Annotated in this window: 26 protein-coding genes; 13 read left to right on the top strand and 13 right to left on the bottom strand. The window is 60.5% G+C overall.

The genetic code is table 11. The features are described from left to right. Positions 1–7 precede the first annotated feature (7 nt). The 5 genes from AC1RL4_RS05005 to ppx all read left to right on the top strand — a co-directional run bounded on the left by AC1RL4_RS05005 (position 8) and on the right by ppx (position 4596). Positions 8–793, top strand: a complete 786-nt coding sequence (locus tag AC1RL4_RS05005) for a transporter substrate-binding domain-containing protein (protein WP_018927568.1) — start codon at positions 8–10, stop codon at positions 791–793. A 22-nt stretch (positions 794–815) separates the two neighbouring features. Further along, positions 816–1496, top strand: a complete 681-nt coding sequence (locus AC1RL4_RS05000; protein WP_019580523.1) for an amino acid ABC transporter permease — start codon at positions 816–818, stop codon at positions 1494–1496. Beyond that, positions 1493–2143: an amino acid ABC transporter permease gene (locus tag AC1RL4_RS04995; protein WP_230173255.1), complete on the top strand. Its 651-nt coding sequence runs from the start codon at positions 1493–1495 to the stop codon at positions 2141–2143. Before AC1RL4_RS05000 ends, AC1RL4_RS04995 begins: the two co-directional genes overlap by 4 nt. Continuing rightward, positions 2130–2867, top strand: a complete 738-nt coding sequence (locus AC1RL4_RS04990; protein ID WP_018927566.1) for an amino acid ABC transporter ATP-binding protein — start codon at positions 2130–2132, stop codon at positions 2865–2867. The genes AC1RL4_RS04995 and AC1RL4_RS04990 overlap by 14 nt, the downstream gene beginning before the upstream one ends. Before the next feature lie 226 nt (positions 2868–3093). Beyond that, entirely contained in the window at positions 3094–4596 is a 1503-nt protein-coding gene (ppx, locus tag AC1RL4_RS04985; RefSeq protein ID WP_019580522.1) for an exopolyphosphatase, read from the top strand. Positions 4597–4777: 181 nt separating this feature from the next. Here the strand turns inward: ppx and ppk1 are convergent, their stop codons facing one another. Beyond that, positions 4778–7000, bottom strand: a complete 2223-nt coding sequence (gene ppk1 / locus AC1RL4_RS04980) for a polyphosphate kinase 1 (RefSeq protein ID WP_018927564.1) — start codon at positions 6998–7000, stop codon at positions 4778–4780. An 18-nt stretch (positions 7001–7018) separates the two neighbouring features. Beyond that, positions 7019–8032 (bottom strand): porphobilinogen synthase, encoded by a 1014-nt coding sequence (gene hemB / locus AC1RL4_RS04975; protein WP_019580521.1) that lies wholly within the window; start codon positions 8030–8032, stop codon positions 7019–7021. A gap of 208 nt (positions 8033–8240) precedes the next feature. Between hemB and AC1RL4_RS04970 the strand changes: the two genes are divergently transcribed. Further along, entirely contained in the window at positions 8241–8873 is a 633-nt protein-coding gene (locus AC1RL4_RS04970) for a DedA family protein (protein ID WP_018927562.1), read from the top strand. Here AC1RL4_RS04970 and AC1RL4_RS04965 read toward each other — a convergent pair. Then, positions 8854–10089: a sterol desaturase family protein gene (locus tag AC1RL4_RS04965; RefSeq protein WP_230173253.1), complete on the bottom strand. Its 1236-nt coding sequence runs from the start codon at positions 10087–10089 to the stop codon at positions 8854–8856. The two genes, AC1RL4_RS04970 and AC1RL4_RS04965, sit on opposite strands and share 20 nt — an antisense overlap. Positions 10090–10203: 114 nt before the next feature. Here AC1RL4_RS04965 and elbB point away from each other — a divergent pair, with 114 nt between their 5' ends. Continuing rightward, entirely contained in the window at positions 10204–10872 is a 669-nt protein-coding gene (gene elbB / locus AC1RL4_RS04960; RefSeq protein WP_019580519.1) for an isoprenoid biosynthesis glyoxalase ElbB, read from the top strand. Positions 10873–10989: 117 nt separating this feature from the next. On the opposite strand, the gene AC1RL4_RS04955 is transcribed toward elbB, so the two are convergent. Further along, positions 10990–11442, bottom strand: a complete 453-nt coding sequence (locus tag AC1RL4_RS04955) for a YaiI/YqxD family protein (RefSeq protein ID WP_007941612.1) — start codon at positions 11440–11442, stop codon at positions 10990–10992. A gap of 132 nt (positions 11443–11574) precedes the next feature. Then, complete coding sequence (locus tag AC1RL4_RS04950; RefSeq protein WP_028939131.1) at positions 11575–13473, bottom strand: FTR1 family protein; 1899 nt, start codon at positions 13471–13473, stop codon at positions 11575–11577. A 339-nt stretch (positions 13474–13812) separates the two neighbouring features. On the opposite strand from AC1RL4_RS04950, the gene AC1RL4_RS04945 reads away from it, so the two are divergent. From AC1RL4_RS04945 to AC1RL4_RS04930, 4 genes are read left to right on the top strand one after another with little or no spacing between them, the layout of a single operon-like run. Continuing rightward, on the top strand, positions 13813–15207 hold the full coding sequence (locus tag AC1RL4_RS04945; RefSeq protein ID WP_096479385.1) for a COG3014 family protein: 1395 nt from the start codon (positions 13813–13815) through the stop codon (positions 15205–15207). 15 nt (positions 15208–15222) lie between these two features. Further along, positions 15223–15594 carry a YcfL family putative periplasmic lipoprotein gene (locus tag AC1RL4_RS04940; protein WP_018927555.1) on the top strand — a complete coding sequence of 124 codons (372 nt, stop codon included), beginning with the start codon at positions 15223–15225 and terminating at the stop codon, positions 15592–15594. A 38-nt stretch (positions 15595–15632) separates the two neighbouring features. Beyond that, the gene (gene lpoB, locus AC1RL4_RS04935; RefSeq protein WP_007941608.1) at positions 15633–16220 is read left to right on the top strand and encodes a penicillin-binding protein activator LpoB; all 588 of its coding nucleotides are present in this window, start codon (positions 15633–15635) and stop codon (positions 16218–16220) included. Between the two features lie 3 nt (positions 16221–16223). Next, positions 16224–16967 (top strand): hypothetical protein, encoded by a 744-nt coding sequence (locus AC1RL4_RS04930; RefSeq protein WP_019650133.1) that lies wholly within the window; start codon positions 16224–16226, stop codon positions 16965–16967. 198 nt (positions 16968–17165) lie between these two features. On the opposite strand, the gene AC1RL4_RS04925 is transcribed toward AC1RL4_RS04930, so the two are convergent. The 3 genes from AC1RL4_RS04925 to AC1RL4_RS04915 form a co-directional block, all read right to left on the bottom strand. Further along, a complete protein-coding gene (locus AC1RL4_RS04925) occupies positions 17166–17798 on the bottom strand; it encodes a LysE family transporter (protein ID WP_019580514.1) in 633 nt (210 codons plus the stop codon). A gap of 117 nt (positions 17799–17915) precedes the next feature. Further along, positions 17916–18506, bottom strand: a complete 591-nt coding sequence (locus tag AC1RL4_RS04920) for a mechanosensitive ion channel family protein (protein ID WP_018927552.1) — start codon at positions 18504–18506, stop codon at positions 17916–17918. Further along, positions 18506–20416, bottom strand: a complete 1911-nt coding sequence (locus AC1RL4_RS04915) for an ATP-binding cassette domain-containing protein (protein ID WP_019580513.1) — start codon at positions 20414–20416, stop codon at positions 18506–18508. Before AC1RL4_RS04915 ends, AC1RL4_RS04920 begins: the two co-directional genes overlap by 1 nt. A gap of 50 nt (positions 20417–20466) precedes the next feature. Between AC1RL4_RS04915 and AC1RL4_RS04910 the strand changes: the two genes are divergently transcribed. Then, positions 20467–20931 carry a TIGR02444 family protein gene (locus tag AC1RL4_RS04910; protein WP_019580512.1) on the top strand — a complete coding sequence of 155 codons (465 nt, stop codon included), beginning with the start codon at positions 20467–20469 and terminating at the stop codon, positions 20929–20931. Here the strand turns inward: AC1RL4_RS04910 and AC1RL4_RS04905 are convergent. After that, positions 20928–22118 carry an AlgP family protein gene (locus AC1RL4_RS04905; RefSeq protein ID WP_096479382.1) on the bottom strand — a complete coding sequence of 397 codons (1191 nt, stop codon included), beginning with the start codon at positions 22116–22118 and terminating at the stop codon, positions 20928–20930. The genes AC1RL4_RS04910 and AC1RL4_RS04905 overlap by 4 nt on opposite strands. A 192-nt stretch (positions 22119–22310) precedes the next feature. Here AC1RL4_RS04905 and AC1RL4_RS04900 point away from each other — a divergent pair, with 192 nt between their 5' ends. Further along, on the top strand, positions 22311–22976 hold the full coding sequence (locus AC1RL4_RS04900; RefSeq protein WP_028939135.1) for an FKBP-type peptidyl-prolyl cis-trans isomerase: 666 nt from the start codon (positions 22311–22313) through the stop codon (positions 22974–22976). 61 nt (positions 22977–23037) lie between these two features. Here AC1RL4_RS04900 and AC1RL4_RS04895 read toward each other — a convergent pair whose 3' ends face one another. The 4 genes from AC1RL4_RS04895 to AC1RL4_RS04880 all read right to left on the bottom strand — a co-directional run bounded on the left by AC1RL4_RS04895 (position 23038) and on the right by AC1RL4_RS04880 (position 26993). Then, positions 23038–23508, bottom strand: a complete 471-nt coding sequence (locus AC1RL4_RS04895; RefSeq protein WP_019580509.1) for an Rsd/AlgQ family anti-sigma factor — start codon at positions 23506–23508, stop codon at positions 23038–23040. 180 nt (positions 23509–23688) lie between these two features. Beyond that, entirely contained in the window at positions 23689–24240 is a 552-nt protein-coding gene (locus tag AC1RL4_RS04890) for a disulfide bond formation protein B (RefSeq protein WP_019580508.1), read from the bottom strand. Between the two features lie 363 nt (positions 24241–24603). Beyond that, positions 24604–25842, bottom strand: coding sequence for a heme biosynthesis protein HemY (locus AC1RL4_RS04885; RefSeq protein ID WP_230173244.1), 1239 nt, complete (start codon positions 25840–25842; stop codon positions 24604–24606). Further along, positions 25839–26993 (bottom strand): uroporphyrinogen-III C-methyltransferase, encoded by a 1155-nt coding sequence (locus AC1RL4_RS04880; RefSeq protein ID WP_019580507.1) that lies wholly within the window; start codon positions 26991–26993, stop codon positions 25839–25841. Before AC1RL4_RS04880 ends, AC1RL4_RS04885 begins: the two co-directional genes overlap by 4 nt. Between the last annotated feature and the right edge of the window lie 2 nt (positions 26994–26995).

The following is a 26995-nucleotide window of genomic DNA, read 5'->3' as shown; positions in this document are numbered from 1 at the left end:
ATTTGCCATGACCCAGCGTTACAGCGCCCTCCTCGCCGCCCTGTTTGCCAGCCTGATGCTGAGCCAGGCACCCGCCCACGCCGACGGTCTGGAGGATGTGGTCAAACGCGGCACCCTTAAAGTCGCCGTGCCCCAGGACTTCCCGCCGTTCGGTTCGGTCGGCCCGGACATGAAACCGCGCGGCCTCGACATCGATACCGCCAAACTGCTGGCCGACCAACTCAAGGTCAAACTCGAACTGACCCCGGTCAACAGCACCAACCGCATCCCGTTCCTGACCACCGGCAAGGTCGACCTGGTGATTTCCAGCCTCGGCAAGAACCCTGAACGTGAGAAAGTCATCGATTTCTCCCGCGCCTACGCGCCGTTCTACCTCGCCGTATTCGGTCCGCCAGACGCCGCCATCAAGGGTCTGGACGATCTCAAGGGCAAAACCATCAGCGTCACCCGTGGTGCCATCGAAGACATCGAGCTGACCAAAGTCGCCCCGGAAGGCGTGACCATCAAACGCTTCGAAGACAACAACTCGACCATCGCCGCCTACCTCGCGGGCCAGGTCGACCTGATCGCCAGCGGCAACGTGGTGATGGTAGCCATCAGCGAGAAAAACCCGAAACGCGTACCGGCCCTGAAAGTGAAGCTCAAGGACTCGCCGGTGTACGTCGGCGTGAACAAGAACGAGCCGGCGTTGCTGGACAAGGTCAATCAGATCCTCACCACCGCCAAGGCTGACGGTGCGCTGGAGAAGAACTCGCAAACCTGGCTGAAAGAACCGCTGCCGGCCGATCTCTGATCGTTCGCGCGGGAGACGACTTATGGCTTATCAGTTCGATTTTTTGCCGGTGGTGGAAAACACCGACCTGCTGCTGCGCGGTGCGTTGTTCACCCTTGAGCTGACGGCCGTTGGCGCGGTGTTCGGGGTCGCTCTGGGCATCATCGGCGCACTGGTGCGGGCGTGGAACATCCGCCCGTTCGCCGGCATTTTCGGGGTCTACGTCGAGTTGATCCGCAACACACCCTTTCTGGTGCAGTTGTTTTTCATCTTCTTCGGTTTGCCGTCGCTGGGCCTGCAGATTTCCGAATGGCAGGCGGCGGTGCTGGCGATGGTGATCAACCTGGGCGCCTATTCGACCGAGATCATCCGCGCCGGCATTCAGGCGATCCCCCGCGGGCAGCTGGAAGCCGCGGCCGCCCTGGCGATGAGCCGCTTCGAAGCCTTCCGCCACGTGGTTCTGCTGCCGGCACTGGGCAAAGTCTGGCCGGCCCTGAGCAGCCAGATCATCATCGTCATGCTCGGCTCGGCGGTCTGTTCGCAGATCGCCACCGAAGAGCTGAGTTTCGCCGCCAACTTCATTCAGTCGCGTAACTTTCGCGCCTTTGAAACCTACGCCCTGACCACGCTGCTCTACCTGTGCATGGCGCTGCTGATCCGCCAATTGCTGAACTGGATCGGCCGCCGCTACCTGTCCAAAAGCAGTGCAAGGAGCAGCCAATGAGCGATTTCACCTTCTGGGACATCCTGCGCAACCTGCTCACGGGCCTGCAATGGACGCTGGCATTGTCGCTGGTGGCGTTTATCGGTGGCGGGCTGATCGGTTTGCTGATCATGGTGATGCGGATTTCTAAGAAATCCCTGCCCAGCCACTTCGCCCGCACCTACATCGAATTGTTCCAGGGCACGCCGCTGTTGATGCAGCTGTTTCTGGTGTTCTTCGGTGTGGCCTTGGCCGGTGTGGAAATTTCACCGTCGATGGCGGCGGCGATTGCCTTGACACTGTTCACCAGCGCCTACCTGGCGGAGATCTGGCGCGGTTGCGTCGACTCGATCCCCAATGGCCAGTGGGAAGCCTCATCGAGCCTGGCGCTCAACCCGCTGGAGCAATTGCGTTACGTGATCCTGCCACAAGCGCTGCGCATCGCCGTGGCGCCGACCGTGGGCTTCTCGGTGCAAGTGGTCAAGGGCACCGCCGTCACCTCGATCATCGGCTTCACCGAACTGACCAAGACCGGCGGCATGCTCGCCAACGCGACCTTCGAACCCTTTATGGTCTACGGCCTCGTCGCCCTCGGTTACTTCCTGCTCTGCTACCCCTTGTCCCTCAGTGCGCGCTACCTGGAAAGGAGACTGCATGCCTCTGCTTAGAATTTCCGCCCTGCATAAATATTACGGCGACCACCATGTACTCAAAGGCATCGATCTGAGTATCGAGGAAGGCCAGGTGGTGGCGATCATCGGTCGCAGCGGCTCGGGCAAGTCCACCTTGCTGCGCACCCTCAATGGTCTGGAATCGATCAATGACGGTGTGATCGAAGTCGACGGCGAATACCTCGACGCCGCCCGCGCCGACCTGCGCAGCCTGCGGCAGAAAGTCGGGATGGTGTTCCAGCAGTTCAACCTGTTCCCGCACCTGACCGTCGGCGAAAACGTCATGCTTGCGCCACAAGTGGTGCAGAAAGTGCCGAAAGCCAAAGCCACCGAGCTGGCGCGACAGATGCTGGAACGGGTCGGGCTGGGCGAGAAATTCGACGCCTTCCCGGATCGACTCTCTGGCGGCCAGCAACAGCGGGTGGCGATCGCCCGGGCGCTGGCCATGTCGCCGAAAGTCTTGCTGTGCGACGAAATCACCTCGGCCTTGGACCCGGAACTGGTCAATGAAGTGTTGAGCGTGGTCCGGCAACTGGCCAGGGAGGGTATGACATTGATCATGGTCACCCATGAGATGCGTTTTGCCCGGGAGGTGGGCGACAAATTGGTGTTCATGCACCAGGGCAAGGTGCATGAGGTGGGAGATCCGAAGGTGTTGTTTGCCAATCCGCAGACGGCGGAGCTGGCGAACTTCATTGGGACCGTGGAGGCGGCGGGCTGACACCCCTGTGGCGAGGGGGCTTGCCCCCGTTGGGCTACGAAGTAGCCCCAAAACCTTTCACATCAACTCCAAATAGACCGCGCATGCAGGTTTTACGACTGCTGCGCAGCCGAACGGGGGCAAGCCCCCTCGCCACAGGGTTGGATCAAGGCTTTCAACTCTGCGCGTTGGCGCGAGCGTTTGATCGTGGCAGGATGTCGAGGTTATCGACCGAGACCCCCTGACCATGCCGCTATCCCAAGTCAAGAATCTGTCCCTGATCGCCGCAATCGACCTGGGCTCCAACAGCTTTCACATGGTCGTGGCCAAGGCCCAGAACGGCGAAATCCGGATTCTCGAGCGTCTCGGGGAGAAGGTTCAGCTGGCCGCCGGCATCGACGAAGAGCGTCAACTCAGCGAAGAATCCATGCAACGCGGGCTCGATTGCCTGAAGCGTTTCGCCCAACTGATCAGCGGTATGCCGCCCGGCACCGTGCGGATCGTCGGCACCAACGCCCTGCGCGAAGCCCGTAACCGCGGTGAATTCATCCATCGGGCCGAAGAAATCCTCGGCCATCCGGTAGAAGTCATTTCCGGTCGCGAAGAAGCGCGCCTGATTTACCTCGGCGTCTCCCACACCCTCGCCGACACCCCGGGCAAACGCCTGGTGGCCGACATCGGCGGCGGCAGTACTGAATTCATCATTGGCCAGCGCTTTGAACCGCTGCTGCGCGAAAGCCTGCAAATGGGTTGCGTCAGCTACACCCAACGCTATTTCAAGGACGGCAAGATCACCCCGGCCCGCTACGCCCAGGCGTACACCGCGGCGCGCCTGGAGATCATGAGCATCGAACACGCCCTGCACCGCCTGACCTGGGATGAAGCCATCGGCTCCTCGGGCACCATTCGCGCCATTGGCCTGGCGCTGAAGGCCGGCGGGCATGGCACTGGCGAGGTGAACGCCGAAGGCTTGGCCTGGCTCAAGCGCAAGCTGATCAAACTCGGCGATGTCGAGAAAATCGACTTCGAAGGCATCAAGCCCGACCGCCGGGCGATCTTCCCCGCCGGGCTGGCGATTCTCGAAGCGATCTTCGACGCCCTCGAACTGCAACGCATGGACCACTGTGAGGGCGCCCTGCGCGAAGGCGTGCTCTATGACCTGCTGGGCCGTCATCATCACGAAGATGTCCGTGAGCGCACGCTCAGCTCGCTCATGGAGCGTTACCACGTCGATCTGGAGCAAGCCGCGCGGGTCGAACGCAAGGCGCTGCATGCCTTCGATCAAGTGGCCGCGGACTGGGAGCTGGATGATGGCGTCTGGCGCGAACTGCTGAGCTGGGCAGCCAAGGTCCATGAAGTGGGCCTGGACATCGCTCACTATCAGTACCACAAACACGGCGCCTACCTGATCGAGCACTCGGACCTGGCCGGGTTCTCCCGCGAAGACCAACTGATGCTCGCGCTACTGGTGCGTGGCCACCGTCGTAATATTCCCAAGGACAGGTTTGCCGATTTTGGCGACGACGGCATCAAGCTGATTCGCCTGTGCGTGCTGCTGCGCTTTGCGATTCTGTTCCACCACATCCGTGGCACCCAGGAAATGCCACAGGTCGTGCTGCACGCCAACGGCGACAGCCTGGATGTGTTATTCCCGGAACATTGGCTGGATGACAACCAGTTGACCCAGGCCGACTTCGCCCTGGAAGCCGAATGGCTGACCCGCGTCAGCTTCGTGTTGAACGTTCGCTAAAAAACCGAAAATGGTCGCCGAACACGGTCCTGTAGGAGCCGGCTTGCTGGCGAAGGCGTCCTTGAAATGGATGCATGACTTGAAAGCCATTCGCTGGCAAGCCAGCTCCTACAAGGGACGGTGGTGGAAATGAAAATGGCGATCCACATGGATCGCCATTTTTTATCGCCCAAGGTTTGCGTTAACGCACCGCCAGAATCGGGCTGCCCAACCGCTCCAGCAAGGTGGCCTGGGCGCTGCGCGGGTTCTGGTTGCCGGTCGGCGTGTTGCGGACGTAGCGACCGTCCGACTGCAGGCTCCAGCTGTGGGTGTTGTCGGTAAGATAAAGCTCCAGCTCTTTCTTGACCCGCAAAATCAGCTTCTTGCCCTCGACCGGGAAGCAAGTCTCGACGCGCTTGTCGAGGTTGCGTTCCATCCAGTCGGCACTGGACAGGAACATCTGCTCTTCACCGCCATTGAGGAAGTAGAAAACCCGGGTGTGCTCCAGGAAACGACCGATGATCGAACGTACGTGGATGTTGTGCGATACCCCGGCGATGCCCGGTCGCAGGCAGCACATGCCGCGCACCACCAGATCGATGCGTACCCCGGACTGGCTGGCCTTGTACAACGCGCGGATGACCTTTGGATCGGTCAGCGAGTTGAACTTGGCGATGATGTGCGCCGGTTTGCCGTCGAGGGCGAATTGCGTCTCCCGGGCAATCATGTCGAGCATGCCCTTCTTCAACGTGAACGGCGCGTGCAGCAGTTTTTTCATGCGCAGGGTTTTACCCATGCCGATCAACTGGCTGAACAGTTTGCCGACGTCTTCGCACAAGGCATCGTCAGAGGTCAGCAGGCTGTAGTCGGTGTACAGACGGGCGTTGGCCGCGTGGTAGTTGCCGGTACCCAAGTGAGCGTAGCGAACAATCTCGCCGGCTTCGCGACGCAGAATCAGCATCATCTTGGCGTGGGTCTTGAAGCCGACCACGCCGTAAATCACCACGGCGCCGGCCGCCTGCAGACGGCTGGCCAGCTGCAGGTTGGATTCTTCATCGAACCGCGCGCGCAATTCGATCACCGCCGTCACTTCCTTGCCGTTACGCGCCGCATCCACCAGCGCATCGACGATCTCCGAGTTGGCGCCGCTGCGATACAACGTCTGGCGAACCGCCAACACGTGTGGATCCTTGGCCGCCTGACGCAGCAAGTCGACCACCGGGGTAAAGGACTCGAACGGGTGCAGCAGCAGGATGTCCTGCTTGCTGATCACGCTGAAAATGTTCTCGCTGTTCTGCAGCAGTTTCGGGATCTGCGGGGTGAACGGCGTGTATTGCAGCTCCGGATGACTGTCCAGGCCGGTGATGCTGAACAGCCGGGTCAGGTTGACCGGACCGTTGACCTGATACAGCTCGGTTTCCTGCAGGTTGAACTGCTTGAGCAGGTAATCGGACAGGTGTTTCGGGCAGGTGTCGGCCACTTCCAGCCGCACCGCATCACCGTAGCGACGGGAGAACAACTCGCCGCGCAGGGCGCGGGCCAGGTCTTCCACGTCTTCGGTATCGACCGCGAGGTCGGCGTTCCGGGTCAGGCGGAACTGGTAGCAGCCCTTGACCTTCATGCCCTGGAACAGGTCATCGGCGTGCGCGTGGATCATCGACGACAGGAATACATAGTTGTCACCCGGGCCGCCGACTTCTTCCGGCACCTTGATGATCCGCGGCAGCAGACGCGGCGCCGGGATGATCGCCAGGCCGGAATCGCGACCGAAGGCGTCGATGCCTTCGAGCTCGACGATGAAGTTCAGGCTCTTGTTCACCAGCAACGGGAACGGGTGCGTCGGGTCGAGACCGATCGGGGTGATGATCGGCGCGATCTCGTCGCGGAAATAACGGCGGACCCAAGTCTTGAGCTTGGTAGTCCAGTAACGACGACGGATGAAGCGGACCTGATGTTTTTCCAGTTCCGGCAACAGAATGTCGTTGAGGATCGCGTATTGGCGGTCGACGTGACCGTGCACCAATTCGCTGATGCGGGCCAGGGCCTGATGCGGCTGCAGGCCATCGGCGCCGGCCTGTTCACGGGCGAAGGTGATCTGCTTCTTCAGGCCGGCCACACGAATCTCGAAGAACTCGTCCAGGTTGCTGGAGAAGATCAGCAGAAACTTCAGCCGCTCCAGCAATGGGTAGGACTCATCCAGCGCCTGTTCCAGCACGCGGATGTTGAACTGCAGTTGCGAGAGCTCGCGATGGATGTACAGGCTGCTGTCATCCAGACCGGGAATGGCAATCGCTGGCGCCGCCACAACGGGCTCGGCCACCACCGCAGGTGGAGCGGGCTCCAGCTCCGGCGGAGTTTCAGCGATTTGCTCCACCACAGGTTGAGCGTCTTTTACGGCAACTTCAGTGAGTCCTTCGGTATTCATCGAATGTTCCTGGGAGGGCTATTTTTGCTCTCGTAACAATTGAGCAGCACGGACGGCAAAGTAAGTCAGGATGCCATCTGCGCCTGCACGTTTAAAAGCGGTCAGGGATTCGAGGATAACCCCTTCGCTCAACCAGCCATTCTGGATCGCCGCCATGTGCATGGCGTATTCGCCGCTGACCTGATACACAAAGGTCGGCACTTTGAACGCTTCCTTGACCCGATAAAGAATATCCAGATACGGCATGCCTGGCTTGACCATGACCATGTCTGCGCCTTCTGACAAGTCGGCCGCCACTTCGTGCAGGGCTTCGTTGCTGTTGGCCGGGTCCATCTGATAGGAGGCCTTGTTGGCCTTGCCCAGGTTCAACGCCGAACCCACCGCATCGCGGAACGGGCCGTAGTAGGCACTGGCGTACTTGGCCGAGTAGGCCATGATCCGCACATTAACGTGCCCCGCCAGCTCCAGCGCTTCGCGGATCGCCTGAATGCGGCCGTCCATCATGTCTGACGGAGCCACCACTTGAGCGCCGGCTTCGGCGTGGGACAAAGCCTGCTTAACCAGTGCGTCGACGGTGATGTCGTTCTGCACGTAGCCTTCCTCGTCGAGGATGCCGTCTTGACCATGAGTGGTGAACGGGTCCAGGGCGACGTCGGTGATCACACCCAGCTCCGGGAACTGCGCACGCAGAGCGCGGGTAGCGCGCTGGGCGATGCCGTTGGGGTTCCAGGCTTCGGCGGCATCCAGTGACTTGAGTTCCGGCGGCGTCACCGGGAACAGTGCCAGCGCAGGAATTCCCAGCTCGACCCATTTGGCAGCCTCTTCCAGCAACAGGTCGATGGTCAGGCGTTCGACGCCCGGCATCGACGCCACTGCTTCGCGACGGTTTTCACCGTCCAGCACGAACACCGGCAGGATCAGGTCATCGACGGTCAGTACGTTTTCACGGACCAGACGACGCGAAAAATCATCACGACGGTTGCGACGCAGGCGGGTTGCAGGAAACAAACGGTTGGCGGGGGTAAAGCTCACGGCAGACTCCTGAGCCCGCGCTGGCGGGCGAGCGTGACAGTTATAAGCGGCCATTATGACCAACGTATTACAGTTATGTGCACCCCTGTGACAGGTAGTCGCATTCCATTGTCCTTGTAGGAAATGTTCACGTCGAGACACATTTGGACACTTTCATGAATGTGCACGAAGGGTTAGGCTGCGCGTTCATTTCGCCAGCACCCAGACAATGCTCCAACAATTCCTACATGACTTCGGCTACTTTGCCCTGTTCCTCGGCACGTTTTTCGAAGGCGAAACCATTCTGGTACTCGCAGGCTTCCTCGCGTTCCGTGGGTACATGGACATCAACCTGGTGGTGGTCGTGGCGTTCTTCGGCAGTTATGCCGGCGATCAGCTGTGGTACTTCCTGGGGCGCAAGCACGGGCGCAAATTACTGGCGCGCAAACCGCGTTGGCAATTGATGGGCGATCGGGCGCTGGAACATATCCGCAAGCACCCGGACATCTGGGTGTTGAGCTTCCGTTTTGTCTATGGCTTGCGCACCGTGATGCCGGTGGCGATCGGTCTGTCGGGCTACCCGCCAGGACGCTATCTGCTGCTCAACGGGATTGGCGCGGCGATCTGGGCCGCCGCACTGGCCGCTGCCGCGTATCACTTCGGCGCGGTGCTCGAAGGCATGCTGGGCAGCGTCAAGAAATACGAGCTGTGGGTGCTGGGCGCCCTGCTGGTTCTGGGCTTTGTGCTGTGGCTGCGGCGGCGTTTCAAGAATGCCCGCCTGGCGAAGAAGATCTATGCCGATGAGCAGGCGCTGAAAGCCGAACAGGCCAAGTCCAGCGAACCTACGACGCCCATCGAGTGACGCGGTTTCTACAGCAGTAGAGACCGATGCCGCTGAGCAGGCTGTAGCTGAGCAGCACCACCCAGCCCAACGCGCTGCCCGGCCATAGCCCGACCATCGGCGCCAGCCACACCAGCGGCAGGTTCGACACCAGCCGCAATAGCTCCAGCTTCAACGCCTGCGGGCGATTCTCCAGGGCTGCGCCCAACACGAACAACCCCAACGCCACGGCGCCCCAACCCAACACCAGGGCTGCGGTCGGCAGGCTCTGCTCCAAATTCATCAAGTAACTGCCCAAGGCGATGTAGGCGCAGAACTGCAGCGCCACATACCACTGCTGACGTCCGTCCAGCGGCACCTCGAATTTGCGGAACTGAGCCAGGTCCGGCTTGTTCATCGGGTATTTGGTCGCCACGTCCGCCGGCCGCCAACCGGTGCGCATGAACCAGATCCGCAGCTTGTCCCACCAGCGCTCGGCACGCCGGGCGTCATCCCACAACTGCACGTAGAACTGCACGTTCGCCCACACCGGATTCCAGCTCGCTAGCGGCGTGGTCACGCCGAAGATCACCGGTTCGTTGTCGTCCTCTTCCTGGAACGAGCCGAACAGACGGTCCCAAATAATGAACACCCCGCCGTAGTTGCGATCCATGTAGAGAGCATTCTGTGCATGGTGAGCCCGATGATTGGACGGTGTGACGAAGAACCACTCGAACCAGCCAAGCTTGGGAATATGCCGGGTATGCACCCAGAACTGGTACAGCAGGTTCAACGCCGCAACGCTGACGAACACCAGCAGCGGCACGCCGAGCACGGCCAGGGGCAGGTAGAAAATCCAGCTCAACAGAAACCCGGTGCTGGTCTGGCGCAAGGCTGTGGAGAGGTTGTAGTCCTCGCTCTGGTGATGCACCGAATGCGCGGCCCAGAGGATGTTGCGCTCATGGCCCATCCGGTGCAGCCAGTAGTAGCAGAAGTCGTAGAAGACGAATGCAAACACCCAGACCCAGACACTGTCGGCCGACAGCTCGATCAACGCCAGATGTTCCAGGGCGAAGGCATAAGTGACCAGGCCGACACCTTTGGTCAACAGGCCCGTGGTGGTCGACAATACGCCGGTGCTGAGGCTGTTGATCGCGTCTGCCACGCGGTAATTGCTCAGCCCGCGCCAACGGTCGGCCAACAACTCGACCGCAATCAGCACAAAGAAAAACGGCACCGCATACAGAATGAAGTTCATGACGCGACCTGATCGGAATCGTTCAGCAGAGATTAGGTGTAGCCGCGAATCAACCCTATGGCAACGAGTGACAAATTAGTGGACATTTAACGCCATGAATCTGGAGAAAAGCCCATGAGCAAAAAAATTGCAGTGATCCTTTCCGGCTGTGGCGTGTACGACGGCGCCGAGATCCACGAAAGCGTGATCACCCTGCTGCGGCTGGACCAACGCGGAGCCCTGGTGCAGTGTTTCGCACCCAACATCGCGCAGTTGCATGTGATCAACCACCTGACTGGCGAAGAAATGCCCGAATCGCGCAACGTGCTGGTGGAATCGGCGCGTATCGCCCGGGGCAACATCAAGGATATCCGTGAAGCGGACGTCGAAGATTTCGATGCGCTGATCGTTCCCGGCGGTTTCGGGGCGGCCAAGAACCTGTCGAACTTTGCCGTCGAAGGCGCTGGCTGCAGCGTTCAACCTGACGTCCTGGCGTTGACCGAAGCGTTCGCCGAGGCTGGCAAACCGGTGGGGCTGATCTGCATCTCGCCGGCCCTGGCGGCAAAAATCTACGGCCCGGGCGTGACCTGCACCATCGGCAACGATGCCGATACCGCCGCCGCGATGAACAAGATGGGCGCCACCCACGCCGAGTGCGCAGTGACCGACATCGTCGAAGACAAGGCGCGCAAGCTGGTGAGCACGCCGGCGTACATGCTCGCGCAATCGATCAGCGAAGCCGCTTCCGGCATCAACAAGCTGGTCGACCGCGTACTGGAACTGACCCACGAAAACGACGAGTAACACTCGTGATGATCGTTCCCACGCTCCGCGTGGGAATGCCTCAATGGACGCTCTGCGTCCGCTTTGGGACGCAGAGCGTCCCGGGCTGTATTCCCACGCAGAGCGTGAGAACGATCATTACCTACGCGACAACCGGGTCAGTATCCGGTCCAGCGCATTGGCGAACGCCTGTTTCTCGCGGTCGCCGAACGGCGCCGGGCCGCCGCTCATCTGCCCCTGCTCGCGCAAGTCGGTGAACAGGTTACGCACCGCGAGTCGATCGCCCATGTTCTGCGCATCGAACTCCTTGCCCCGCGGATCCAGCGCCGCAACGCCGTTTTTCACCAGCCGATCCGCCAGCGGCACATCGCTGCAAATCACCAACTCCCCTGGCACCGCGTGTTCCACCAAGTAATCGTCGGCGGCATCCGGGCCGCTGGGCACCACGATCAGTTTCACCAGCGCAAGGCCCGGCTTGATCTGCGGCTGACCGGCCACCAGTACCACTTCGAACTGGCGCTTGAGGGCGAACTTCACCACTAGATCCTTGGCTGCCCGAGGGCAGGCGTCGGCATCGATCCACACGCGCATTGTTTTTACCTCTTCAAAAAAGCTTCGCGGGCAAGCCTCGCTCCTACGGATTTATGTCGTTCGTGGAATATGTGCACGACGCAGACCTGTAGGAGCGAGGCTTGCCCGCGAATATGAGCGCAGCGAATGCTTTTAAGAAGCCGGCAACTGCCGCTTCTCGGCCATCCGGCTGCGACTGTACAGCACGATGATCGCAATGATCGCCACAGCCTGGGCACTCAGCGAATACGCGTCAGCGTGGATCCCCAACCAGTCGAAGTCAAAGAACGGTACCGGCCGCGTGCCGAAAACCCCGGCTTCCTGCAACGCCTTCACGCCATGGCCGGCAAACACCACCGACAACGCGCACAGCAAACCGGCATTGATGCCAAAGAACAGTGCCAGCGGCAGTTTTGCCGAGCCGCGCAGAATCACCCAGGCCAGACCGACCAGCATAACCAGCGCCGTCGCGCCGCCAGCCATTACGGCGTTATGCCCTGCAGGCCCCGCCTGCAACCACAAGGTTTCGTAAAACAGGATCACTTCGAACAGTTCGCGATACACCGAGAAGAACGCCAGGATCGCAAACCCGAAACGCCCACCGCCGCTCACCAGGCTGCTCTTGATGTAATCCTGCCAGGCCGCTGCGTGGCGACGGTCGTGCATCCATACACCGAGCCAGAGCACCATGACACTGGCAAACAGCGCAGTGGCCCCTTCCAGCAGCTCACGCTGGGCCCCGCTGACGTCAATCACATATGCCGCCACCGCCCAGGTCGCCAGCCCGGCCAACAGCGCCAGGCCCCAACCGATGTTGACGCTGCGCACCGCCGATTGCTGCCCGGTATTGCGCAGGAACGCGAGGACCGCCGCGAGCACCAGAATGGCTTCCAGACCTTCGCGCAACAGAATCAACAGACCGGAAATGTAGCTCAGCGACCAGCTCAAGCCATCGCTACCAAGCAGGCCAGCGGATTCTTTCAGCTTGGCCTTGGCCACTTCCAGACGTTGCTCGACCTGGGCCACCGGCAAGCCGTCCTGCAACGACTGACGGTAAGCCATCAGGGACTTTTCGGTGTCTTTGCGCACGTTGGCGTCGACGTTGTCCAAGGAACTTTCGACCAGTTCGAAGCCTTCCAGGTACGCCGCAACCGACAGGTCATAGGCCTGATCGTGCTCGCCGGCGCGGTAGGCGGCGATACTCTTGTCCAGCGTGGCCGCCGTGTATTCAAGCAATTGCCCCGGGCCACGCTTGACCTGCGGCGGTTGCGCTCGTTGCGCGCGGAAGGTCGCGGCCGCTTGCGGACCTTCGGCGGCCTGCACTTCGGCTGGCGTCTGACGCGCCAGGTCGGCGATGTTGTAGATTTTTTCGGATTTTGCCGCGGCAGCATCAGCGCTTAAGCCGGCGATGTAGGTCGCCAGGTCCCAACGCTGACGATCATCCAGCTGATCGGCGAAGGCCGGCATGTCAGTGCCTTCGACGCCCATGCCCAGAGTGTTGTAAAGCGCGTAGAGGCTCAGACGGTCCAGTCGCGCAGCATCGCGCAGATTGGTCGGCGGTGGCGTCATGCCGACACCTGCCGGGCCGTCACCGGTGCCCGTATCGCCATGGCACACCGAGCATTGCTGGGCATACAGCGGCGCACCGCGGGTCGGGTCCGGGGTAATGACCGGAGCCTGGCTGACTTCATAGGTCACCGCCAGTTTTGCCCCCAGTTGCCGCGCCTGACGGGTGACGTCCGCGCCGTCCTTGCGAGCGGCGATCGCGGTGCGCAGACCGTTGACGCCCTGCTCCAGTTCGGAACGTTCGGGTTTGGCCGGCAAATCGGCGATCAACCCTTGCAGCTCCCCCAGGAATGTCTGTTGTTCGAGATACTCAGCCTCATCAATAACCTTGCCTCCCTCGACCGCCGTCGGGTAATCGGCGGCAATGTAATCGAGCAAATGCAAGGCCTTGGGCGCACCCTCTGCGGTTTCGGCCAGCGCATTGAAGCTGCAGAACGCGATCATCGGCAGCACGAGCCACGCCAGAAAACGAGAGGAGCCAGTCATGAATAAATCTCAAATGGAAATACGAAGTAACACATTGTTCACTTCCAATGAGTTTCGCTCAAGCTTTGTTGTGTTCGGGTTTTGCGGGTAACGAGCTGCAGCACACCATTTCATCGGACCCCAGACTTGAAATGAATGATGGCATCAATCAAAAAAACGCCCTCAAAAAGCCATTACATGGCCACCATCCCTGTTTATAATGCCGCGCCCTCGTTATCGCGATACGGCATTTAAGCTCCTCTTTTTATGAGGAATTGGCAGGACGCCAGTCCCCCTGTCGATGGGTCCCAACAGCCCGACCAGCACGCGGCTGCTTACACTCAGGGAAGAAGTACCCCTATGGCCTCCCGCGCCCTTACCTCGATCGCGCTCAGCGCTGTCACCTTGCTCTCCGGCTGTTCGGCTTTTCGCAACTACGATTCCGAACTGGCACAAACCAACCAGCAACTGGCTGCCGGCAACGTCGACGCTGCCTTGACCCTGCTGGAAAAGAACAACACCGGCACCGACAAAGACCTGCTCTATTACTTCGAGAAGGGTGAACTGCTGCGCGCCAAGGGCGACTTGTCCGGCAGCCAGAACGCCTGGACCAGCGCCGATCAGGTGGTGGGCAAGTGGGAAGACGCGGTCAAGCTCGACACCGACAAGTACCTGGCTCAGTTCGGCAGTTTCCTGGTCAACGACAAGGTCCGTCGCTACGAAGGCTACGACTACGAAAAAGTCATGCTGACCACGCAGATGGCCCTCAACCTGCTGGCGGTGAATGACTTCGACGGCGCGCGCACCGCGATCAAGAAAACTCACGAACGTGAAGCGGTGATCGCCGACCTGCGCGACAAGGAATACCTCAAGAGCGAAGAGCAGGCCGAGAAGGAAGGCGTCAAAACCCAGTACAAGGATCTCCAGGGTTATCCGGTGGCCAGCCTCGACGCGCCAGAAGTGGTCAGCCTGAAAAACAGCTACCAGAGTGCGTTCAGTCATTACCTGGCCGGTTTCGTCTATGAAGCCCTGGGCGAGAAAGACCTGGCTGCGCCGGGTTATCGCAAAGCTGCCGAGTTGCGCCCGAACACCCCGCTGCTGGAACAGGCACTCGTGAACCTGGACAAACCCGCCAAGGACGACGACAGCGACATCCTGATCGTCGTGCAAAGCGGCCTGGCGCCGTCCCGCGACTCGATCCGCATTCCGCTGCCATTGCCAATCAGCAACCAGCTGGTGATCACACCGCTGTCGTTCCCGATCATCAAACCGGACACCTCGACCGCGCCCTTCGCCCAGATCGGCGTGGACGGTCAGCAGGTGAACCTGACGCAACTCAACAGCACCACCGCCATGTCCCGCCGCGCGCTGCGTGATGACATGCCGGGCATCATCCTGCGCACCACCGTCCGTGCCGTGACCAAAGGCGTGGCGCAGAAGAAAATCAACGAAACCAACCCGCTGGCAGGCCTGGCGGTCGGCATCTCTTCAGCCGTGCTCGAAGGTGCCGATACCCGTACGTGGCGAACCCTGCCGGACACTACTCAGGTAGTGCGTCTGCGCTTGAAGAAAGGCGAGCACCAAGTCTCCCTGCCGAGCGCCGCGGGTGGTTCGGTGGTCAAGGTCACCGTCGATCAGCGCTATCAGGTCATCAGCCTGCGTGCCGTGGGCAACAAGGTGTTCGCCAGCGGCCTGGCCGCTCATGTGATCCCGAGCGCCAACCCGACCACCGTGGCCAGCCTCAAACAACCTTAAGAACGGAGTCTTTGCATGCGCTTCAAACTCATCACTGTCGTCGCCCTGGCCTTGCTGGCCGGCTGCGCCACCCCGCCACCACCGGAGCCAGGCAGCGCTGCCAGCAAGGTCGTGGCCATGGGCAAGCTCAAGAACATCGTGGTCGGCGCCATGCGCGTGGCCCGGGAAAACGGCTTCATGACGGTCAACGCACAGCTGAGCAACACCAGCTACAACAACAAGACCTTCTACTACCGTTTTGCTTGGCTCGGCCCTGAAGGTTTCCCGGTTGCCGAAGAAGAAACCTGGAAAAGCCAGATGATGTATGGCGAGCAGACCAGTTTCATCCAGGCCATTGCGCCAACCGCCAAAGCCGTGGATTTCCGCCTCGAAATCAAAACGCCTTAAGCCCGACACCTATTCGTTCAGTTCTAGAGAGCATTCCCATGTTTGCACGCTTTTCGTTCATCGCCGTCATCGCCCTCCTGGCCAGCGGTTGCGCCAACACTTCGCCGACGCTGGGCAGCAAAAACATCAGCTACGGCGACACCAAAGCGGTTGAAACCGTGACCAACGAGTTCGGTTCCACCGACCTGCAGATGATCGCCGAATCCATGACCCGCTCCCTGGCACAGTCCGGCATCCTGCAAGGCCGTCCGGTGGTTCAGGTCTACGACGTGAAGAACAAGACCAGCGAGTACATCGATACCCGCGAAATCACCACCAGCATCAAGACCCAGCTGATGAAGTCCGGCGTCGCCCGTTTCGCCAGCGACAACACCGCAATGCAGAGCCAGGTAGACCAGCTCAAGCTGCAAAACCAGAGCGGCCTGTACAAGAAGAGCACCGTGGCCAAGACCGGCAACATGATTGCCGCCCAATACCGTCTTGAAGGTTCGATCAGCTCGATCGTCAAGCGCAGCAGCGACTACAAGGATGTCTTCTACAAATTCAGCCTGCAATTGATCGACGTTGAAAGCGGTCTGGCCGAGTGGATGGACGAAAAAGAGATCCGCAAAACCACGGAGCGTTAATCGATGCGCACATGGATTGGCATGATGGCCCTGGCTTGCGCGTTCAGCGTGCAAGCGGCCCCGAAAGTTGCAGTAGCGGATCTGGCGTACCAGGAGCGCGTGGAGCAATACGTCCACACTGTTTCGGCACAGAGTAACCATAGCCAGAGCTATTACGGCGCCAGTGGTTCATCCAGTTACGAAGAGTACGAAGCCACCAGCAGCTACATCGAGCAAGGCGAGTTGCGCAAATTCACCGGCGACATCAAGGGCGAGATCCTGCGCACCGGCATGTTCCAGCTGGTGCAGGGCACGCCTTACACGGCATCGTCCAAAGGCGACGTGTATGACGTGATCAAGCGCATCAAGGCCGGTAGCTTCAAGGGTGCCGACTATGTGCTGTTCGGCACCGTGTCAGACATCGACTTCACCCGCGACATGAACGAGTTGGCCAATACCGACAGCTATTCGGCGGTGCTGGGGCTGACGCTGGTGGCGGACTTCAGCCTGATCAACACCAAGACCTTCGAGATCACCTCGGCCTTCACGGCGATGGGCGAAGGTCAGGACACCAAACTGGTGAATGGCCGGGACATCCGGGTTTCCCTGAACCGCCCACGGGTAGTGCGTGACGTGTCCAAGGCGTTGGGTGAAGACGTGGCTTCACAACTGAGCCAACAGCTCGGTGGTGGCGGTTACGAGCAGCCGGGGCAGGCACCGTTGCGTAATAACCTGCCGCGGGATACGGCACCGGTGATTCTGCACTGATATATGGCTGGCCACCCTGTGGCGAGGGAGCTTGCTCCCGTTGGGCCGCACAGCGGCCCCAAAACCATTCCGCCGGTCACATCAGGCAAACCGCATCAGCCGGTTTTACGACTGCTGCGCAGCCGAGCGGGAGCAAGCTCCCTCGCCACAAATGAAAAAGGCGACCTCGACGGGTCGCCTTTTTTGTGCCTGAAGCTTTTATGTCGCTGCTTTGCGCAAAGTCGCCATGAATGCCGCCGCGCCGATGAACAGCCCGGCAAAAGTGCGGTTCATGCGTTTCTGCTGCTTGGGCGTGCGCAACAAACGCAGGACCTTGGCCGCCAGCCCGGTGTAGCCGGCCATGACGATCAGGTCGACACAGATCATGGTCACGCCAAGGATCAGGTACTGGGCCACCAGCGGCGCGTGGGGATCGATGAATTGCGGCAGCACCGCGAGCATGAACACCAAGGCCTTGGGGTTGCTGACGTTCACCAGAAAACCGCGGAACATCAGCGCCATCGGCTTGCCGATCTGCCGAATGGCAGCGTCGTCGTTCATCTCATTGGGCAGCGCGCGCCATTGCTTGACCGCGAGGTAGACCAGGTAGGCTACGCCGAACCATTTGATCACATAAAAGGCAGTGGCAGAGGCCGCGAGGATCGCACCGACACCGGCAGCGACAATCGCAATCTGCAACGCCAGGCCCAGTTGCAGGCCCAGGGCGTTCCAGTAACCGCGCCAGAAACCGTAGCGCAGACCGCTGGACATCGACGCAATGGCGCCGGCACCGGGGGAAAGACTGATCACCCAGCAGGCGGCAAAAAATGCCAGCCATGTTTGAAGCAGCATCGCACACCTCGACTCAGACTCGTGACAAACGTCTACGCTAATGCGCCTTACGGCCAATGACTATCGATTTTTTGCAGGACAGAGTGACTGCCGACCAGCGTTGATGGCGGTAGCGTCCTATCGAGCCTGTTTTTCGGACCCGTTTGAAGGGAATACATCAGTACCGCGCCAGCGTCGAACCGAGCGCTGGAAGAACAAGCTGTTGGGCACTTGCACCATGGCACTTCCGGTACCGAGTTCTTCGGCTTCGATCAGCGTGGTGTAGAGCAGATTGATCGCCACCACCCGGCCCTTGACGCCGGGCTTGTCGGTGGTGTCCACCAGCTCGACCACATCGCCGATTCGGAATGGGCCGACGGTGAAGATCAGGATCGCGCACAACAGGTTGGACAGCACGCTCCACATGGCGAAAAACGCCACGGCAGCCACCGCCACGAAACCGGACAACGCGGTCCAGAGCACTGTGGCCGACACCCCAAGGCGTTCCAGCACGAAGATCAGCGCGCTGCCCATGATCAGCCAACGCAAACCACCGCGCAGCGGCATCAAGAACTGCGGCGGGAACGGGTAGCGCTCGCCCAGGCGAGTCAGGCATTTGGCGACGACGCGCTGAGCGACATAGCCGGCCAGCAGGATCAGCAGGATTTGCACGACCAGCCAGAGCGGCTCGACCCACATCGCCGGCAACGGCAGCTTGAAGGCCTCCATCAAGACAGCGCCTCCAGCTCCGCCTGCATGCTTTCGAGCAATTCGAGCGCTTCCATCCAGGCTTCTTCCAGCTCGGCTTCACGCACCTTCAGCCGGGCCTGCTCGGCCAGCAGATCACGCAATTCGTTCTTGCGTGCCGGCTCGTAAATATCGCTGTCGCCGAGGCTGACGTCGATCTTCGCCAGTTTCTCGTGCAGCTTGCCCAACTCGGCTTCGAGCTTGTCGGCCTCGCGCTTATGCGGTGCCAGTTGCTGGCGCAACGCGGCGGCGGCCTGGCGCTGGGCTTTCTTGTCGGTCTTGTCCGGGTTGACCGGGGTGTTGCTGACCGGCACGTTGCGCTGACGGTACTCCACCAGCCAACGGGTGTAGTCTTCCAGGTCGCCGTCGAACTCCTCGACCTTGCCGTCTGCCACCAGATAGAAATTGTCAGTGGTGCTTTTGAGCAAATGACGATCGTGGGAGACCACCAGAACCGCACCACTGAATTCCTGCAAGGCCATGGTCAGCGCCAGGCGCATTTCCAGGTCCAAGTGGTTGGTCGGTTCGTCGAGCAGCAACAGGTTCGGCCGGCCCCAGGCGATCAGTGCCAGGGCCAGTCGCGCTTTTTCGCCACCGGAGAAATTCAACACCGGCTCATCGATGCGCGCCCCCCGGAAGTCGAAACCACCGAGGAAATCACGCAGGGTCTGCTCACGTTCGGTCGGCGCCAGGCGCTGCAAGTGCAGCAACGGGCTGGCCTTGGAATCGAGGGAATCCAGTTGATGCTGGGCGAAGTAGCCAACCACGGTGTTCTCGCCCCGGGTCAGTCGGCCCGCCAATGGTTCGAGCTCACCGGAGAGGTTCTTGATCAGGGTCGATTTACCGGCACCGTTGGGGCCGAGCAAACCGATCCGCGCGCCAGGGGTCAGTTGCAGCTTGACCTTCTCCAGCACGGTTTTGTCGCCGTAACCCAGGCGTGCATCCGACAGGTCGATCAGCGGACTGGAAATCTTCTGCGATTCGCGGAAGACGAAGTCGAACGGTGAGTCGACGTGCGCGGCGGACAGTTCTTCCATCCGCTCCAGCGCCTTGATCCGGCTCTGGGCCTGACGGGCCTTGGTGGCCTGGGCCTTGAAGCGGGCAATGTAGCTTTCCATGTGCGCACGCTGCGCCTGTTGCTTCTCGTACGCCTGCTGTTGCTGTGCCAGACGTTCGGCACGGGCCCGTTCAAACGCGGTGTAACCGCCGCGATAGAGGGTGATCTTGCGTTGATCGACGTGAGCTACGTGATCGACCACGGCATCGAGGAAGTCCCGGTCGTGGGAAATCAGCAATAAAGTGCCGGGGTAGCTTTTGAGCCACTCTTCGAGCCAGATGATGGCGTCGAGGTCCAAGTGGTTGGTCGGTTCGTCGAGCAGCAACAGGTCCGAAGGGCACATCAAAGCCTGCGCCAGATTCAGACGCATCCGCCAGCCACCGGAGAAATCTCCTACTTGCCGGTCCATTTGCTCGTTGGTGAACCCAAGGCCCGCCAATAGCTTGCGAGCCCGGGCATCGGCGGTGTACCCATCGGCGCTGTCGAGTTCCGAGTGCAGGCGGGCCTGAGCGGCGCCGTCATGGGCTGCTTCGGCCGCCGCCAGGTCGCGTTGCACCTGGCGCAGGCGCAGGTCGCCATCGAGCACGTAGTCGACCGCCAGGCGTTCGAGGGTGTCGACCTCCTGGCGCATGTGGGCGATGCGCCAGTCAGCCGGCAGGAAGCAGTCACCCGAGTCCGGGTGCAGCTCGCCCCGAAGCAAGGCGAACAGGCTCGATTTGCCGGCGCCATTGGCACCGATGAGGCCGGCTTTGTGGCCGGCGTGCAGGGTCAGCTCGGCGTCTTCTAGCAGACGTTGCGGGCCACGCTGTAAAGTCAGGTTCTGAAGTCGAATCATAATGGCGGCGGAGTCTACCAGCTTCGCTCGCAACTGGCGCGAGTAGCACTATGTCCTCTGACCTGTGGAGCTTTTCCCTCGACACTTACGCCCGTCCCGGCGTTGAACACGCCTGCCTGCAATTACAGGCAGCGGGTGTGAATGTGTGCCTGCTGCTCTGTGGATTGTGGCTGGGGCAACGTGGAGTCGCCTGCAACGAACAACGCTTGCAGCTGCTAGGCGATGTAGCCGGGCCTTGGGACGCGGATGTCGTGCAACCGTTGCGCACCTTGCGCCAGCAATGGAAAGCCGCTGCCAGCGAGGATGCCGGTCTGGATGATTTACGCGAACAAGTGAAGACACTGGAGATGGAAGCCGAAAGGCATTTGTTGCTGCGACTGGAGCGTTTGGCACAGAGTTGGCCGCAGTGTGAAGCGACCGATCTAACGGCCTGGCTGGAAGGTATGGCAGCAGGCGCTGCCAACCTGAGCCGCGACGCGCTGCATCAGCTGCGCGTCGCGGTAACCGGCACTTAGGAAGCGCTGGTTGGGGTAGTGCTGGTGCTCGACGATGCGGCTGGCGTTGGCGCAGGCGAAGCTGTCGAGGTAGTGGCTACCGGAGCCGGTGAAGCCGATGCAGCCGGGGCAGGAGCCGGGGTTGCTGGCTTGGCAACAGGTGCGGCAGTCGGCTTCGCAGCAACGACTGGCTTTTTCACAGCCGGTTTTGCTGCTGGCTTGGCGGCAGGTTTTGCAGCCGGTTTGGCAGCGGCAGGTTTGGCTGCTGGTTTCGCTACAGCTGGTTTGGCGGCAGTCGCTGGCTTGGCAGCAACGGCAGGTTTCGCAGCAGCAGTTTTGGCAGCCGGCTTAGCGGCGGGTTTGGCTGCAGCTTTTGCAGCAGGTTTCGCCGCCGGTTTTGCAGCAGGCTTGGCTGCAGCGGTTTTAGCCGCGACAGGTTTGGCAGCTGGTTTGGCGGCGGCAGTTTTGGCTGCTGGTTTTGCAGCAGGTTTAGCGGCCGGTTTGGCAGCTGCAGTTTTCGCCACGGCGGGTTTGGCAGCCGTGGTTTTTGCAGCGGGTTTAGCGGCAGCTGTTTTGGCAGCGACTGGCTTAGTGGCAGGTTTGGCAGCTGTCGTTTTAGCTGCTGGTTTCGCAGCGCTGGCAGCGACTGGTTTTTTCGCCGCAGGTTTTGCGGCTGGTTTCGCTGCAGCTTTTACCGGTGCTTTGGCGGCGGTTTTTTTAACAGGAGCCGCAGCAGGCTTGGCCGGTGCTTTTGCAGCAGCCGGTTTGGCAGCGGCTTTCTTCGCAGGTGCCGCGGCTGGCTTGGCCGAACGCAGGGACAACGCCTTGCCGACAGCCTCTTGGACACGACCGACACCCTGGGCCAGTTTCAGGCTTTCTTGAGCGTCGCGTTTGAGTTGCAGGATGTAGCTGCGAGTTTCGGACTGACGAGCCTTGAGGGCGTCGAGCAGGTCCTCAAGTTCTTTCACCGCATCTTTGGCCTTGGCTTGTGCCTTGGCTTTGCCGGCCGCCGCAGCGTCCTGCAATTTGGTGCGGGATTTGTGCAGTTTTTCCTGCGCTTTTCCGCGCTGCTTTTCCAGTTTGGCGAGCAGTTTTTCAGCATCAGCCAAGGCTTGGGAACAAGCGTTTTCCAAGTGCTCGAGCAGGCTGCCCGAGAGTTGTTGGAGTAAGTGCAACGGAGTATTTACTGGCTTCTTGGTGGCCGACATGGTTTACCTCCTGGCTGACGTGAATGCGGCTCATACTAGACCTCTGCTGCAACCGCCGCTAGGGCATGTTGACAGTATCGAAAGCGCTGCGTTGCAACGAAGTAAAAATGTTCTGCGCTTACGCAAAACCAGTTCACCTTCGAGAGCATTCACACTGGCATAATCCTGCGCATCTCAGGTCGGAGAGTGCCTATGTCGCGCTACCTTTTTTTATCGCTGTGCATGTTTTTTTCCGTGGTCCAGGCCGCTGAAAAAACCGCCACAAATGACGCTCACGATCTCGCTTACAGCTTGGGTGCAAGCCTTGGCGAACGCTTGCGCCAGGAGGTTCCGGACCTGCAACTTCAGGCGCTGCTCGAAGGTTTGCAGCAAGCCTACCAAGGTAAGCCGCTGGCGCTGAAAGACGAGCAGATCGAACAGATTCTTGCCGAGCACGAAGCCCAGGTCGCCGAGCAACCCGCCGTCGCGCAAAGCGAAGTTGCCCTCGAAAAAGAGCGGCGCTTTCTCGATGAGGAAAAAACCAAACCCGGCGTCCGTCAATTGGCAGATGGAGTATTGCTGACCGAGCTGGCTCCCGGAACCGGCGCGAAGGCAGGACCGAACGGCAAAGTCCAGGTGCTGTATATCGGTCGCCTACCTGACGGCACCGTGTTCGATCAGAACAGTCAGCCGCAGTGGTTCAGTCTTGATAGTGTGATCAGCGGCTGGCGTAGCGCGCTGCAAAATATGCCGGTCGGCGCGAAATGGCGCCTGGTGATTCCATCAGCGCAAGCCTATGGCGCCGACGGTGCCGGCGACTTGATCGCGCCGTTCACGCCGCTGGTATTCGAAGTCGAATTGCGTGGTGCTACAAGCTGAATGCCGGAAACGAAAAACGGTGCGCATTGCGCACCGTTTTCAGTGTCTAGCCGGGAAAGGGTCAGGCCTGAACCGAACTCTCTTCCTTGTGGGCGGTGTGCAGCACTTCGATCAGGCAATCTTCCAGTTCGAAGCGTTCACGCAGTTGGCTGCCCAGCTTTTCCAGCGCTTCGGCGAAACGCTCGGTGTCGTTGCAGTCACCCTTGTGACAATGATCATTGAACGACAGCGCCATCTCGGTGCTCACGTCGATACGCGGGTTGATCTGCTTCACCAGTTCAAGGCCGCCATCGTCGCCAAAGGCCTTGGCCTCATTGACCAGATGCTCACTCACTTCGAAGTGCCAGGCAGAAACGTAATCGACAAGAATCTCGCAGAACCGACCGTTCAAGGACTTGTCGGCAAAAGCCGGTTTGGCATTTCGCAAGTCGTGGAACGACTTTACCAACTCTTCACGCTCTTGTAGCCAGCGGTCAATGAGCTTATGAACCCCACCCCAGCGTTCCTGAGCATTCTGACAACTATCTAACATGGCGATCTCTCTTCCCTAATGGGTCATGCCGTTCTACGCCTGCCCCCAAGACTCGGCACATCCGGTCTTGGTCAGGCAGAACAGCAACGAGCAACATAATTCCAATGATACGTGCGGGCCAGATTATGCCCGCGCGCCTATGGCTTCAAGGTACGCAGGAGATAAAGTTCATACAAGTGTTTAATCGCCCGCCAATACCCGGTGCGACGACTCGTCGCTGAGCGGTCGCTGACACGCGATCCAGACAAGGCGCAGCAATTGATACCCGCCCAGAATCATCATCGCAACGAAGAACAACAGGCTCCATTCCGGGATACTCAGGTCGAACAGCGTCCAGGAAATTTCCGCGCAGTCGGCGGTTCCCTTGAACAACCGTTGCACGGCACACAACCAGGGTGTACTGGCAAACAGATCAGTCAGGTTGGGCGAGCATGCCGAAAGCTGATGCACCGGATCGCTCTGCAACACAACCTGCCGCCACGCCGTGACGGTACCCGCCACACTGCATAGCAGACCCAGTAGCCAATACAGGAATGACCCCAAGCGACCAGGCCCCTGCACCGAAGCCGTCAGGCAGACACCCGTGAGCAGTGCCAGGCAAACCCGCTGCAACAGGCACAACCCGCAAGGCTTGAGGCCGACCGCATATTCCAGGTAATAGGAAACGCCCAAGGCCAGGGCACCTGCAATGAAAACCATGAAAAACAAGGAGCGTGAGCAGGCCAAAGACATGGCTTTTCCGTAACTGTAGAGACAAGCGGTTACGGTAGAGGAAAGCGCAACAGCCTTTCAAGGCAGGCCAGCACGGACACTTCACCAGAAGTGTAGGGAATTCCCGACAGAGTCGAGAGGATAAGATGTAGTCCGCTGTAGGACTTTGCCAGACAAGGACTACAACGCAAAAACAGTGGCAGACTCGGAGCGAGTTGGATTGCCCTGACGAACGACTTCCCCTATAGCAGCTGGCGCAGCCGGCGTTCGGCTGCGCAGCAGTCGTAATCGATTTAACACGACTCACCTGTTCCGACTGCGGCGCCTGATTTTACGACTGCGGCGCAGCCGAACGCAGTCTCCGGCAGCGGCTACAGGCCGGCATCAAGCATGAGCCGGCACCGGCAGCGGAGCCGACAGCAAGCGCTCGTCCAGCAGGCCCAAGCCCTCCTGGAACAACTGATTACTGCGTTCGGTGTCACCCAATTGCGCCAGCAACCGCGCCAGTTCGGCGCAGGCTTCAGGATTACGCTGTACACGCAGACTGTTTTCCAGATAGTCCCGGGCCTTGCCCCACAGACTGCTTTGCAGACACAAACGGCCCAACGTCAGCAACAGGCTCGGGTCGGCCGGATGATCCTTGAGCCAACCTTCAGCGGTGTGCAGCTGTCTGGCCGGATCGCTACCGCGAACCAGACCGTACAGGCGTGCCAGATGACTGTCGTATTTGCGCTTGAGAGCCGTACGCAGAACCTCTTCGGCTTCGACCTGCGCGCCCAGTTGCCGCAGTTGCTCGGCATAGGCCAGCACCAGCTGCGGTTCCTGCCGCTGAGCCGCGGTGAGCTGCTGCCAGGCACGAGCGAGCGATTGCAAACCGACCGTTCCGTCCTCTTCCCGGTGCGCCGCCAACGAAAGATTCTCACCCCAGGCGCGTTGCTCCAGTTCAGCCAGCTCGGCTGGCGGCAGCACCTTGTCCTTGCGTAATTCCGGCAGCAAGCGAATCACTGCCGACCAGTCGCCCCGCTGCTGATACAGGCGTTGCAACTGGCGCAGGGTCTGGACGTTATGAGGATGACGCTCGTGCATGGCTTGCAGGGTGACTAGAGCGCCGTCGGTGTCGCCGCGGTCGGTCTGCAATTGGGCATGACTCAAGGCAATTGCCAGCTCGGCCTGGGGCTGTCGCTCCAAAGCGCGCTCCAGCAAGTTATCGCTTTCCTGGTAGAGACCTTGTTCGTTCGCGGCGCGGGCAGCCCCCAGGTAGTAGAGCAGCGGCTGACGTTCGGCTTCCGCCGCGCGATACAGGTGACGCTGCGCACTGGCCCAGCGGCCCTCGGCCAAATCCAGCTGGCCGTGCTCGATCGCCACTTGCACCCGTCGACTGCGATTGCGCCGCGACCATGGGTTGACCACCCCACCGGAAGTCGTCACCAGTTCGACCAGCGCCTTGATGCCCCAGAACACCAGCCACAGCACGGCCACCAAGGCCAGGGTTGCCCATAGGCTCGATTCGTAACGGAAGCTCTTGTAGGCGATCAGCACGTAGCCCGAATGCTCGGCAATCGCCAGCCCCAACGCGGCGGCGGCAGTGATGACCACGAACACGATCACATAGAGACGCTTCATGGCGTGGCCTCCTGTGCAGTGTTCGCGGCAGGTTTGGCCAGAGGTTTCACTGAGTCCTCGGCGTTGACGTTGCGTCGCTCAAGGTAAGCCTGGACGGCGCTCAACGTGCCTGTCAGGTCCGGCGTGACCACCGTGACTGGCTGCTTGCTCAACTCGGCCACCTGCTCCAGCATGATCTTGCTCTGAGGGTTGTCCGGGTTGAAGTTACCCTTGAGCACGTCCCGCGCTTCGGTCAGCGCCTGAGTGTAAACCGCAGCCTGACCGTTGAGCGCGGCCCACTGCGCCTGTTCCAGCGCCAGGCTCAGGGCCAGACGCACCTGGCTCAGGCTCTGCCCTGCCAGCAATGGACGGACATTCTTGTCGGCGTTGAAATCGATTCGGATGTAACGCGAGATCTGATCCCACCATTGCGCCCAGCGACTGGCGCCGTCGCCATCGGCCGTCAGGCCCAGCAGGGATTCGCCACGGTCCTTGTACTCGGGCGCCAGTTCGGTGAGGCTGATCACTTGATCGCGCAAGGCACCCAGTCGCAGGAACAACCCGGTGCGATCCGGCTGTTCAGTACTGCGCAGGGCCACCAGGGTTTTGGCCACTTGCTCGCGAGCGGCAAAAGCCCCCGGGTCATTCTGTTCACGGAGTATCTCATCGGCACCCTGCACCAGGGCCTGGGCACTGCTGATGTCCTGCAAGGCCGACAGACGCAGGCTGGCCAGTCGCAGCAAATGCTCAGCCTCGGCCAGGCGCCAATCCTTGCGGCTGGCACCGAGGACGGTTTCCAGGCGTTGATTCAAACGCTGTTGATCGCCCTGAAGTTGAGTGACCAGGCGACTGCGCGCATCGAGCTCTTCGGCGGCAGGCATCTGTTCGAGGCGAGCGGTCAGACGCTGCTCGTTGAGCTTCAGGCTCTGCGCCTGATCGTTCAACGCCTGTACCTGACTCAACTGTTGCAGGTTATTGGCTTGCAGGTGACGCACCTGCCAGACTCCCCAACCGCCTACGGCAACACCGGCAGCGCCCAACAGCAGCGCGACGATTGCCAGCCCATTGCCTCGGCGCGGCTCAGTAGCAGGTGGCCCGGTTACAACCGGTGCTTCTACCGGCGCATCGAGCACCGGCTGGACGTCATCTTTAGGCAAGGCTGTTTTGCTCACGT

The organism is Pseudomonas sp. GW822-FHT07A10 (assembly GCF_058798795.1).
This window is presented reverse-complemented; position numbering and strand designations above follow the sequence as displayed.

Excerpts from the sequence above, each read along its gene's own strand:
- AC1RL4_RS05005 (WP_018927568.1), top strand. The coding sequence starts at position 8 with ATGACCCAGCGTTACAGCGCCCTCCTCGCCGCCCTGTTTGCCAGCCTG.
- AC1RL4_RS05000 (WP_019580523.1), top strand. The coding sequence starts at position 816 with ATGGCTTATCAGTTCGATTTTTTGCCGGTGGTGGAAAACACCGACCTG.
- AC1RL4_RS04995 (WP_230173255.1), top strand. The coding sequence starts at position 1,493 with ATGAGCGATTTCACCTTCTGGGACATCCTGCGCAACCTGCTCACGGGC.
- AC1RL4_RS04990 (WP_018927566.1), top strand. The coding sequence starts at position 2,130 with ATGCCTCTGCTTAGAATTTCCGCCCTGCATAAATATTACGGCGACCAC.
- ppx (WP_019580522.1), top strand. The coding sequence starts at position 3,094 with ATGCCGCTATCCCAAGTCAAGAATCTGTCCCTGATCGCCGCAATCGAC.
- ppk1 (WP_018927564.1), bottom strand. The coding sequence starts at position 7,000 with ATGAATACCGAAGGACTCACTGAAGTTGCCGTAAAAGACGCTCAACCT.
- AC1RL4_RS04970 (WP_018927562.1), top strand. The coding sequence starts at position 8,241 with ATGCTCCAACAATTCCTACATGACTTCGGCTACTTTGCCCTGTTCCTC.
- AC1RL4_RS04965 (WP_230173253.1), bottom strand. The coding sequence starts at position 10,089 with ATGAACTTCATTCTGTATGCGGTGCCGTTTTTCTTTGTGCTGATTGCG.
- elbB (WP_019580519.1), top strand. The coding sequence starts at position 10,204 with ATGAGCAAAAAAATTGCAGTGATCCTTTCCGGCTGTGGCGTGTACGAC.
- AC1RL4_RS04955 (WP_007941612.1), bottom strand. The coding sequence starts at position 11,442 with ATGCGCGTGTGGATCGATGCCGACGCCTGCCCTCGGGCAGCCAAGGAT.
- AC1RL4_RS04950 (WP_028939131.1), bottom strand. The coding sequence starts at position 13,473 with ATGACTGGCTCCTCTCGTTTTCTGGCGTGGCTCGTGCTGCCGATGATC.
- AC1RL4_RS04945 (WP_096479385.1), top strand. The coding sequence starts at position 13,813 with ATGGCCTCCCGCGCCCTTACCTCGATCGCGCTCAGCGCTGTCACCTTG.
- AC1RL4_RS04940 (WP_018927555.1), top strand. The coding sequence starts at position 15,223 with ATGCGCTTCAAACTCATCACTGTCGTCGCCCTGGCCTTGCTGGCCGGC.
- lpoB (WP_007941608.1), top strand. The coding sequence starts at position 15,633 with ATGTTTGCACGCTTTTCGTTCATCGCCGTCATCGCCCTCCTGGCCAGC.
- AC1RL4_RS04930 (WP_019650133.1), top strand. The coding sequence starts at position 16,224 with ATGCGCACATGGATTGGCATGATGGCCCTGGCTTGCGCGTTCAGCGTG.
- AC1RL4_RS04925 (WP_019580514.1), bottom strand. The coding sequence starts at position 17,798 with ATGCTGCTTCAAACATGGCTGGCATTTTTTGCCGCCTGCTGGGTGATC.
- AC1RL4_RS04920 (WP_018927552.1), bottom strand. The coding sequence starts at position 18,506 with ATGGAGGCCTTCAAGCTGCCGTTGCCGGCGATGTGGGTCGAGCCGCTC.
- AC1RL4_RS04915 (WP_019580513.1), bottom strand. The coding sequence starts at position 20,416 with ATGATTCGACTTCAGAACCTGACTTTACAGCGTGGCCCGCAACGTCTG.
- AC1RL4_RS04910 (WP_019580512.1), top strand. The coding sequence starts at position 20,467 with ATGTCCTCTGACCTGTGGAGCTTTTCCCTCGACACTTACGCCCGTCCC.
- AC1RL4_RS04905 (WP_096479382.1), bottom strand. The coding sequence starts at position 22,118 with ATGTCGGCCACCAAGAAGCCAGTAAATACTCCGTTGCACTTACTCCAA.
- AC1RL4_RS04900 (WP_028939135.1), top strand. The coding sequence starts at position 22,311 with ATGTCGCGCTACCTTTTTTTATCGCTGTGCATGTTTTTTTCCGTGGTC.
- AC1RL4_RS04895 (WP_019580509.1), bottom strand. The coding sequence starts at position 23,508 with ATGTTAGATAGTTGTCAGAATGCTCAGGAACGCTGGGGTGGGGTTCAT.
- AC1RL4_RS04890 (WP_019580508.1), bottom strand. The coding sequence starts at position 24,240 with ATGTCTTTGGCCTGCTCACGCTCCTTGTTTTTCATGGTTTTCATTGCA.
- AC1RL4_RS04885 (WP_230173244.1), bottom strand. The coding sequence starts at position 25,842 with ATGAAGCGTCTCTATGTGATCGTGTTCGTGGTCATCACTGCCGCCGCC.